Origin of the sequence: Candidatus Nitrosotalea sp. FS, assembly GCF_011319475.1 — an archaeon.
Lineage (GTDB): Archaea > Thermoproteota > Nitrososphaeria > Nitrososphaerales > Nitrosopumilaceae > Nitrosotalea.
In genome coordinates this window covers 1-3797 of sequence record NZ_RCMC01000021.1, presented here as the reverse complement: position 1 = coordinate 3797, position 3797 = coordinate 1, and the positions used below count along the sequence as shown (strand labels likewise).

Genomic DNA, 3797 nt, shown 5'->3' with positions numbered 1-3797 from the left:
TTTTTCTTTTGTACCGCTAAGAGTTACTGTCTTTCCGTGGGGGTCAATGGTTTTGACTTCAGCCTCATAAAACTTGGTCCTTTTCAGCAGGGTTCTAACTGGAATTACAATATGTCTTGTTTCAATAGTTCCAGAGGCTACTTGGGGCAACATTGGTGTAAACAAGAAAAAGTTATCCCCACTTACCAGGGTGATATGTACATCATTTTCATTTGGAAAATAGGATTCCAGTTTTCTAACACATTCTATACCTGCAAATCCCCCGCCTAAAACAAGAATCCTTTTGATTTCTGACATTGTATTGATCTAATGTTATAACCTGAGATAAAAAAGGGTAGTAATGATTCTCACGAGTATACAGCTTAACATTTGTGCGAAAGGTAAAATATGCTGATTTATGAAACTTAGGATATGAAGAAAGAATACATTGTTGTACGAATAGACGCATCACCAGATGGAGCTCCATATGTGGTAGTCTCACTTTCTACATCCAAGGATTTTAGAGAACAAAGCACTCCAATGTCCCCATTTGGCGCTGGAGGAGTAATGGGTTTTACAAACATGGATGACATGATGAAAAACCTCAACAAAATGCTCTCTGGAGGCATGGGCCAAGCAGGTTCTACCACCTCGATCAAGCTTGATATGCACGAATACAAGGAACTGAATCTTGCAGTAGGAGACAAGGTCTACCTAGAAATGTCAAAAGCAGAGGCTACTGGCGTTTAGAAAATATTAACGCGAAACTTCTCTTCTTAAAATTTGATATGCTCTTGCGGCATCTTTTTCATACAATACTGCCACTATGTGATCCTGTCCGAAAAACGCATTAAAAAGCTCGATTCCGTTATCATGTAGAATCTCAGACACGTACGAAACCACGTCAGAACCGTGTTCGGATTCGGGAATGTGTATTGTTATCTTTGCCAACCCATCTTGAAAGAAATTCCTGTGTGATGAAAAAGATTCTACAATATTTCTTACATCACTAATGTCCTCAGTCAAGAATCTAAAAGAATTGGTAGAACGGAAAAATTCGTAATCTGGATCTATCTTCATGAATCTGTCCATCAAAGCAACAATGTCTGTCATGTCAAAACCATCTGTGGAAAATTTTACGTCTACAATTCTATCAGTAAGTGAAAGCCTTGCATTTTTTAGTACTGTTACATTTTGCATGTCATCTTTTTTTTCAAAAGAGTCTGCGTATCTTTTGATTGCAACCACAATTGTATTGGGGTTTACAGGACCTCCAACTAGGGACTCGACTTCATCTTGGAGTTTTATTGCAAGTGATGTATAGTTGATCAAACCCATCTTGATGCAGTCGTAAATGGCTCTATTTTTTGTAATTATCTCTCTGACTGCATCAGGAACCGAAAGGCTTGGGGTTCGCATGAGAGTAAGTTATATTGGTAATTATATTAATTTATGTAATGGAATAATCCATTAATTCATAATACTTATATAATGTCATACGCATTACATAGTATGCATAACTATGACATGGACGATGGGGACGAGTTTGACCTTATCTTCCAAAAAATAATGCGACCTTTCAAGGGACTGGACGAAATTTGGAACAACATTACCAGCTCTGAGAATACACAGACATTTGGTCCTTACTACTATGGGTACTCCCTGACAGTAGGACCTGATGGAAAACCTGTCGTCAAAGAATATGGAAATGTTCAACCAGGTCTTCTACAAAAATCAGAGACAAGAGAACCATTCATTGATGTTATCGTAGATAACAAAGAAAAGGTTCTCAAAATTGTGGCAGAGATGCCAGGAGTAGAAAAGAAAGACATCAAGATCGAAGTCGTAGGAAAATCTGTAAATCTTGATGCAGAAAATGGTGATAAAAAATACCAGACCAAAGTCCCAATAAAACAAAAGGTTGACGAAGATTCTGTCAAGGCAACATATGCTAACGGAATCCTGGAAGTAAAGTTCAAACTCAAAGAAGAGGATCGACCGCAAGGTAAGAAGGTACAGGTCGAATAACTCTATTTTTTGGTGATAAAATTATGAGCGAAATTACATTAAAAATTGCAGAGGCAGCACAACGACATGTTGGAAAAGGAATAGCTGTAGTAGATCCAAAAGTTGTTGAAGAGAATGGCTGGGAGACCGGACAAATTCTTGAGCTAGTTGGAAACAGGAAAAGCCATGTCAAACTCTGGTCAGGCTCTACACCTGANGATAGATGGAATTACACGTCACAACATTGGTGCAGGTATAGGAGAAAAGATCATAATAAAAAAAGTAGATGCACTAGAAGCTGAACAGGTAACACTCTCACCTATTGAAAAACTAGCTGAGGAGGGACTCCAAGAATACATGCAGACATACTACATGGGTCACGTGCTAACCACTGGTGACACGTTAATCGTAACTACACAGATGGGCGGAAAAACACAACTTGTTGTTGGCGGTACAGTACCGTCTTCCAAGCCGGTTATCGTATCAGAGGAGACTGAGTTCAAACTGGGTTCTATGACCAAGGCAATTGACAATTCTGTTCCAAGGATAACCTATGATGATCTAGGCGGCCTAAGAAATGAGGTCCAAAAGATACGAGAAATGGTGGAGCTTCCTATGCGACATCCTGAACTATTTGAAAAACTTGGAGTTGAGGCACCAAAAGGAGTACTACTCTATGGACCACCAGGTACTGGAAAAACACTCCTAGCAAAAGCTGTGGCAGGAGAGACCAATTCTCACTTTACCTCTATTAGTGGTCCTGAAATTATCGGAAAATTCTATGGAGAAAGTGAAGAGCGCTTGCGAGATATATTCAAACAAGCAGAGGAAAATTCTCCAAGCATAATATTCATTGATGAAATTGATTCCATTGCTCCAAAGAGGGAAGAAGTAACAGGAGAGGTAGAAAAGAGAATTGTATCGCAGCTTCTTACCTTGATGGATGGAATGAAGTCAAGAGGCAAGGTAGTTGTAATTGCTGCAACTAACAGACCAGACTCGATAGATCCTGCATTACGAAGACCAGGTAGATTCGATCGTGAAATAGAGATTGGAATCCCAGATCAACAAGGAAGATCAGAGATACTCAATATCCATACACGAGGCATGCCAATTGAAGAAAAAGTAAACTTGGATCAAATTGCAAGAGTGACTCATGGATTTGTAGGAGCTGATTTGGAGATACTTGCAAAAGAAGCTGCCATGAGATCTCTTCGAAGAATTTTACCTGACTTGGATCTAGAAGCAGAAAAAATTCCTGCAGAAATTCTTCAAAAAATTATCATTACCGAAAATGATTTCAAGGATGCACTAAAAGAAGTAAGACCATCTGCATTACGAGAAGTTCTAGTTCAGGTGCCAAATGTAACATGGGATCAAGTTGGTGGCCTAGAATCTCTAAAAGAAGAACTCTATGAAGCAGTAGAGTGGCCACTCAAACACAAAGAAGCATTTGAACACACTGACGTTGCAGCACCAAAAGGAATCTTGCTCTATGGACCTCCGGGTACTGGAAAAACATTGATTGCAAAGGCAGTTGCACACACAACAGAATCTAACTTCATTAGTATCAAGGGTCCTGAATTGCTCTCAAAATGGGTTGGTGAATCTGAAAAGGGAGTCCGTGAAGTATTCCGAAAGGCACGCCAAGCTTCTCCATGCATAATATTTCTTGACGAGCTTGATTCATTGGCTCCAAGCAGAAGCTCAGGCAGTTCTGACTCTAATGTCACAGAAAGAGTAGTGTCTCAACTACTAACTGAGATAGACGGTCTTCAAGAATTGCAAGATGTGTTAATAATTGGTGCAAC

General features: G+C 39.5%; 5 protein-coding genes and 1 pseudogene. 4 read left to right on the top strand and 2 right to left on the bottom strand.

Translation table 11 applies throughout. The features are described from left to right. On the bottom strand, positions 1 to 297 hold a 297-nt coding region (locus DYY66_RS00910), incomplete at its 3' end, for an FAD-dependent oxidoreductase (protein WP_166285404.1). 114 nt (positions 298 to 411) lie between these two features. Here DYY66_RS00910 and DYY66_RS00905 point away from each other — a divergent pair. Beyond that, positions 412 to 729 (top strand): hypothetical protein, encoded by a 318-nt coding sequence (locus DYY66_RS00905; RefSeq protein WP_166285402.1) that lies wholly within the window; start codon positions 412 to 414, stop codon positions 727 to 729. 6 nt (positions 730 to 735) lie between these two features. Here DYY66_RS00905 and DYY66_RS00900 read toward each other — a convergent pair whose 3' ends face one another. Next, positions 736 to 1398 carry an ACT domain-containing protein gene (locus tag DYY66_RS00900; protein ID WP_166285400.1) on the bottom strand — a complete coding sequence of 221 codons (663 nt, stop codon included), beginning with the start codon at positions 1396 to 1398 and terminating at the stop codon, positions 736 to 738. A 93-nt stretch (positions 1399 to 1491) separates the two neighbouring features. On the opposite strand from DYY66_RS00900, the gene hsp20 reads away from it, so the two are divergent. The 3 genes and pseudogenes from hsp20 to DYY66_RS00890 form a co-directional block, all read left to right on the top strand. Next, complete coding sequence (gene hsp20, locus DYY66_RS00895; RefSeq protein WP_255495948.1) at positions 1492 to 2007, top strand: archaeal heat shock protein Hsp20; 516 nt, start codon at positions 1492 to 1494, stop codon at positions 2005 to 2007. 23 nt (positions 2008 to 2030) lie between these two features. Beyond that, positions 2031 to 2203, top strand: a pseudogene (locus DYY66_RS13605) (hypothetical protein); the annotation flags it as partial. A 1-nt stretch (position 2204) separates the two neighbouring features. Continuing rightward, a partial coding sequence (locus DYY66_RS00890; RefSeq protein WP_255495949.1) for a CDC48 family AAA ATPase occupies positions 2205 to 3797 on the top strand: 1593 nt, incomplete at both ends.

What these genes read in the sequence shown, in the direction of transcription:
- DYY66_RS00900 (WP_166285400.1), bottom strand. Translation starts at nt 1,398, where the DNA reads ATGCGAACCCCAAGCCTTTCGGTTCCTGATGCAGTCAGAGAGATAATT.
- DYY66_RS00905 (WP_166285402.1), top strand. Translation starts at nt 412, where the DNA reads ATGAAGAAAGAATACATTGTTGTACGAATAGACGCATCACCAGATGGA.
- hsp20 (WP_255495948.1), top strand. Translation starts at nt 1,492, where the DNA reads ATGCATAACTATGACATGGACGATGGGGACGAGTTTGACCTTATCTTC.